Source organism: Methylobacterium sp. WL64, assembly GCF_008039945.1.
GTDB lineage: Bacteria > Pseudomonadota > Alphaproteobacteria > Rhizobiales > Beijerinckiaceae > Methylobacterium.
This window is the reverse complement of the sequence record NZ_VRVA01000213.1, coordinates 1-4,865: the sequence shown is the minus strand read 5'-3', so window position 1 is coordinate 4,865 and position 4,865 is coordinate 1. Positions and strand designations below refer to the sequence as shown.

Genomic DNA, 4,865 nt, shown 5'->3' with positions numbered 1-4,865 from the left:
CCTCAGATGGGTTCGATCCCCCCGCCGCCCCCCGAGCCCGATGGACATCGAAGCCCTGCGGACCTCCACCCTCGCCTTCGTCGAGGCGCACAAGGTCTGGACGCCGCTGATCGCCGGGGGGCTCGCCTTCTGCGAGTCGATCGCGATCCTGTCGCTGTTCGTGCCGGCCACCGTGATCCTGATCGGCATCGGCGCCCTGGTCGGGGGGGCCGACATCCCGCTCTGGCCGGTGATCGGCGCCGCCGCCCTGGGGGCCGCGCTGGGGGATTGGCTCTCCTACGAGGCCGGGCGCTGGGTCGGGCCGGGCGCCCGCACCAAGTGGCCGTTGCGGCGCTACCCCGACCTCGTCGCCAAGGCGGAACGCTTCATCGGCCGCTGGGGCATCGCCGCGGTGGCGCTGGGGCGCTTCTTCGGGCCGGCCCGGGCCCTGGTGCCGCTGCTCGCCGGCACCCTCGGGCTGGCGCGGCTGCCGTTCCAGCTGGCCAATGTCGGCTCGGCGCTGGTCTGGGCCTTCGTGCTGCTCGCCCCCGGGGCCGGGCTGCTCGCCTGGCTCGACCGGTGATCCGGTCGGCCCGCTGATGCGCCGCTTCCCGCCGGAGCGCATCGTCTGCCTCACCGAGGAGACCGTCGAGACCCTGTACCTTCTGGGTGAGGAGGACCGGATCGTCGGCGTCTCGGGCTACGCGGTGCGCCCGCCCCGGGTCCGGCGGGAGAAGCCCCGGGTCTCGGCCTTCACCAGCGCCGACATCCCAAAGATCCTGGCCCTGGCGCCGGACCTCGTCCTGGCGTTCTCCGACCTCCAGGCCGACATCGTCGCCGATCTCGCCCGCGCGGGTATCGCCGTACACCTGTTCAACCAGAGGGATGTGGCGGGCTGCCTCGCTATGGTCCGCACCCTGGGGGCCCTGGTCGGGGTCCCGGAGCGGGCGGACGCGCTCGCACGGTTCTTCGAAGAATCCCTGCATTCCGCCGCCGCACAGGCCCCGACCCGGCCCAGACTTCGCGTTTACTTCGAAGAGTGGGACGCGCCGATGATCTCCGGAATCGGCTGGATCTCCGAATTAATCGGCTTCGCCGGCGGCCAGGATGTGTTCCCCGAACTCAGCCGGCAGCCGGCCGCGAAGGACCGGATCGTCACCGCCGACCAAGTGATCGCCGCCGCCCCCGACGTGATCCTGGCCTCCTGGTGCGGCAAGAAGGTCAACGTCGACCGCATCCGCGCCCGCCCCGGCTGGGACGCGATCCCGGCGGTGCGGATCGGCCGGATCCACGAGATCAAGGCCCCGCTGATCCTCCAGCCGGGCCCCGCCGCGCTCACCGACGGGTTCGCTGCGATCCAGGCCTTCCTGGCTTAAGCCTCTGAATTCAAGTGGATGTTCATTCCGGGTGGCGGGGGCGATGCCGCGCCGCAGGTGACGGATCGGTCGCGGTTCGGCAGGATGTCCCGATTCGACACAGGCGCATCCCGCAACCGCATGTCCGCTTCCCTCGGCCTCCCCGCGCTCCCGGCGGGCGACGTGATCCTGCCCCCCGACAGACGGCAATCGCCGACCGCCCTGCGGATCCAGCGCGGCGTGCGCCGCCTGTTCTCCGAGATGGGCTGCGTCACCCTGCCGGAATTCTCCCTGGTCAACGGCCGCCGCGCCGACGTGATTGCCCTGTGCGGCGCCGGCCGGCTCACCATCGTGGAGATCAAGTCGAGCGTCGCGGATTTCCGCGCCGACAGAAAGTGGCCTGATTACAGGGACTTCTGCGACCGGTTCTTCTTCGCGATCCCCGAGGACGTGCCGGAATCGCTGATCCCGAAGGCATGTGGCCTGATCGTCGCCGACGCCTACGGCGCCGGCATCCTGCGGGAAGCCCCGGAGCACCCGCTCAGCGGCCCCCGCCGCAAGGCCGTCACCCTCCGCTTCGCCCACAGCGCCGCCCGCATCCTCCACGCGCTGGCCGACCCGGGCGCTGTGCGGGAAGGGGCGCTTTAACGAGGGATTTCAACGGGTAAGCCCTTTGGGGGGGCGGTGGCGGAGCCCCGGGACCTGCAAGGCTTTGCTCTATACCCACAACAGGTCTTGGACCTTTTGAAACCCTGACGTTTTCGTGAAGACTGCGCTATGGGCGGGTGATGACGCCCGTTGCCCTGTTCGAATTGATTCTCGCGCTCCTCGGGGCGGCCCTTCTGCTGTCGCTCGCAGCCGGACGGCTCGGGTTTCCCCCGGCCGCCGCCCTGGTGCTGGGCGGCATGGCGCTGGCGGTGGCGCCGGGCCTGCCGGCCTTCGATCTCGATCCGGACCTGATCATGGTCCTGTTCCTGCCGCCGCTGCTGCTCGAATCGGCCTATTTCACCGTCTGGCGCGACTTCCGCGCGAGCCTCGGCGCGATCCTGTCGCTCTCGCTCGGGGCGGTGCTGTTCACCACCCTGGTGGTCGGGCTCGTCGCCCACGCGGTGGTGCCGGCCCTGCCCTGGGCCGCCTGCTTCGCGCTCGGCGCCATCGTGTCGCCGCCGGACGCGGTCGCCGCCAAGGCGGTGCTGGCCCGGATCGCCCTGCCCCGCCGGATGGTCACGGTCCTGGAGGGCGAGAGCCTCGTCAACGACGCCTCCGGCCTCGTGCTCTACCGGTTCGCCGTTGCGGCGGCGCTGACCGGCAGCTTCAGCGTCTGGGCGGCTGCGGGCAGCTTCGCCTGGCTGGCGGTGGCGGGCGTCGCGGTCGGGCTCGCCTGCGGCCTGGCGGTGAACGCGCTGGTGCGGCGCCTGCACGACGCCAACGCCGTGGCGGTACTGAGTTTTCTGGCTTCCTACGCCGCCTACCTCGCCGCCGAGGAGGTCCACGCCTCCGGGGTGCTCGCCGTGGTCGCGTGCGGGCTGATGATGGGCGGGCGCGAGCACGAGACCTTCGATGCTCATGTCCGGCGTCACGCCGTGTCGGTGTGGGAATTCGTGGTCTTCGTGCTGGAGGCCCTGGTCTTCGTGCTGATCGGGCTGGCCCTGCGCGGCGTGCTGGCCCGGTCCGGTGGCGACCTCGGCGCGCTCGCCACCGGTCTGCCGCTGGCGGTCACCGTCACGGTCGCATGCGTGACCGCGCGGCTGCTGTAGGTGTTCCCCGCCGTCTACCTGCGGCGGACCCTGTCGGCCCGGGTTCGCGCCCAGGAGCCCCGCCCGGACCCGCGGGTGCCGCTGATCATCGGCTGGGCCGGCATGCGCGGGGTGGTGACCCTGGCCGCTGCCCTGGCACTGCCGGTGGACTTTCCGGGCCGTGATGCGATCCTGGTGGCGGCCTTCGCGGTGATCCTGTTCACGGTCCTGATCCAGGGCACGACGCTTGGTCCGCTGATCCGGTGGCTACGCCTCGACCCGCGCCAGAGCCTCCCGGAGGGCCATCTCGACGCCGCGATGGCCCGGGTGGTGATGAACGAGGCCGGGCTCGGTGCCCTACAGCGGCTGGTGGCGCCCGGGTCCGGCGCGCTGCAGCATCCGCGCCTGGTCGAGGAGTACCGTCGCCGGGTGCGGGCATCGTCCCGGGACCGCGACGAGCGTGGGGCGCTGGCCGCCGAGAAGACCGAGCATTTCGCCGCCGCGCTGCTCGCGGTGCGGTCCGGGCGCTCGGCGCTGATCGCCCTGCACCGGGAGAACCGCATCCACAGCTCGGTGTTGCGGGCCCTGGAAGGGGAGATCGACCTGGAGGAACTCCACCTGAAGCGCCTGGCCGGCGAGGCGCCGGCGCACGGCGCCGTCTAAGCCCGAACTCCGAGCGGAGCGTCGGGGATCTCGAGGCTAAGCGTTTGCGCATCCTGCCGGATGTCGGAACCAGCACGTTGCGCTGGCATCTTGATCCGCAACGTTTTTTTCCGAAAGCCGGCGGCCGCCTTTCGGAACGATGCCTTAGCGGGTGGTGCAGGCGTCGGCCGGGTTGCTGTAGCCGCTGTAGACGACCCGCACCTTGCGCAGGCAGGGGGCGGCCTCCTTGGGCGCCGCCACGGGGGAGACCTCCACCGGCTCCACCCGCAGGCTCGCCGTGACGGTCGGCTCCTCAGGGGTCGCCAGCGCGCGGCTGGCGCTCATCACGAACGGGGTGGCAACCATCGCCGAGACGGCGAGCGCGGCCAAGACGGCAAAGTTCTTGCGGCCGAAATCGTGACGCGTGCGAGCCTGATGCATGACTGGTGGTCCGTCGTATTCGGCAGCGCTGAGGTGCCGAAATCCCCTGTTTGCGGCGATAACTTGGCCGCGAACTTGACGGTTCCCGCTATGCCTAGAAAACGGCCCCGCTTGCGTGCTTCGCCACACAACCGGGGCGCCCGTGCGAAGGATTCAGACGATCTTACGGTACTGCACGAAGCCCGACCGCTCCGCGATCCGGTCGTAGAGCAGCATCGCGTCGCTATTGGTCTCATGGGTCAACCAATGGACGCGTGAGCAGCCGGCGGCTTTTGCGGCCGCGTAGACATGCGTGATCAGCCGACGGCCGATTCCCGCGCCACGAACTGTGTCCGCCACGAACAGGTCCTGCAGGTAGCAGTAATCGCCGATCGTCCAGGCCGAGCGGTGGCGGATGTGGTGGACCAGCCCGACCGCCTCGGCGCCCCGCCAGGCCAGGGCGCCGTCGACCGGTTCGGCCGGGTCGTTGAGACGGGCCCAGGTGCAGTCCGTGACGGCCTCGGCGATCTCGACCTTGTAGAAGGCCTGGTAGCCCCGCCAGAGCGGCAGCCACGCCGCCCGATCCTCCGGGGCGATCGGACGGATGGCGATGGTCTCCGGTTCGAGGGTCATGGTCCGCGTCTCCCGCATGGCACAGGGGGAGAGCTGACCACCCTCCGTACCCCGGGCGCAAGCACGACCGCGCCCGCCCCGCGGGCCCTTCGTCTTGCAC

General features: G+C 70.8%; 5 protein-coding genes and 1 pseudogene. 4 read left to right on the top strand and 2 right to left on the bottom strand.

Going from position 1 to position 4,865, the window contains the following annotated elements; all coding sequences use genetic code 11:
* Positions 1-40 precede the first annotated feature (40 nt).
* From FV242_RS32680 to FV242_RS32665, 4 genes and pseudogenes are all read left to right on the top strand, one after another.
* Complete coding sequence (locus tag FV242_RS32680) at positions 41-562, top strand: DedA family protein (RefSeq protein WP_147910855.1); 522 nt, start codon at positions 41-43, stop codon at positions 560-562.
* 16 nt (positions 563-578) lie between these two features.
* Positions 579-1,355: a cobalamin-binding protein gene (locus FV242_RS32675; protein ID WP_147941836.1), complete on the top strand. Its 777-nt coding sequence runs from the start codon at positions 579-581 to the stop codon at positions 1,353-1,355.
* Between the two features lie 120 nt (positions 1,356-1,475).
* Positions 1,476-1,982, top strand: a complete 507-nt coding sequence (locus FV242_RS32670; protein ID WP_147941835.1) for an MmcB family DNA repair protein — start codon at positions 1,476-1,478, stop codon at positions 1,980-1,982.
* Between the two features lie 140 nt (positions 1,983-2,122).
* Positions 2,123-3,733: pseudogene (locus FV242_RS32665) on the top strand (Na+/H+ antiporter).
* 144 nt (positions 3,734-3,877) lie between these two features.
* Here FV242_RS32665 and FV242_RS32660 read toward each other — a convergent pair.
* Both FV242_RS32660 and FV242_RS32655 read right to left on the bottom strand, forming a co-directional pair.
* On the bottom strand, positions 3,878-4,153 hold the full coding sequence (locus tag FV242_RS32660) for a hypothetical protein (protein ID WP_147941834.1): 276 nt from the start codon (positions 4,151-4,153) through the stop codon (positions 3,878-3,880).
* A gap of 153 nt (positions 4,154-4,306) precedes the next feature.
* Positions 4,307-4,765 (bottom strand): GNAT family N-acetyltransferase, encoded by a 459-nt coding sequence (locus FV242_RS32655; protein WP_147941833.1) that lies wholly within the window; start codon positions 4,763-4,765, stop codon positions 4,307-4,309.
* Positions 4,766-4,865 lie beyond the last annotated feature (100 nt).

Coding starts and splice junctions, on each gene's coding strand:
- FV242_RS32670 (WP_147941835.1), top strand. CDS start 1,476: ATGTCCGCTTCCCTCGGCCTCCCCGCGCTCCCGGCGGGCGACGTGATC.
- FV242_RS32675 (WP_147941836.1), top strand. CDS start 579: ATGCGCCGCTTCCCGCCGGAGCGCATCGTCTGCCTCACCGAGGAGACC.
- FV242_RS32655 (WP_147941833.1), bottom strand. CDS start 4,765: ATGACCCTCGAACCGGAGACCATCGCCATCCGTCCGATCGCCCCGGAG.
- FV242_RS32660 (WP_147941834.1), bottom strand. CDS start 4,153: ATGCATCAGGCTCGCACGCGTCACGATTTCGGCCGCAAGAACTTTGCC.
- FV242_RS32680 (WP_147910855.1), top strand. CDS start 41: ATGGACATCGAAGCCCTGCGGACCTCCACCCTCGCCTTCGTCGAGGCG.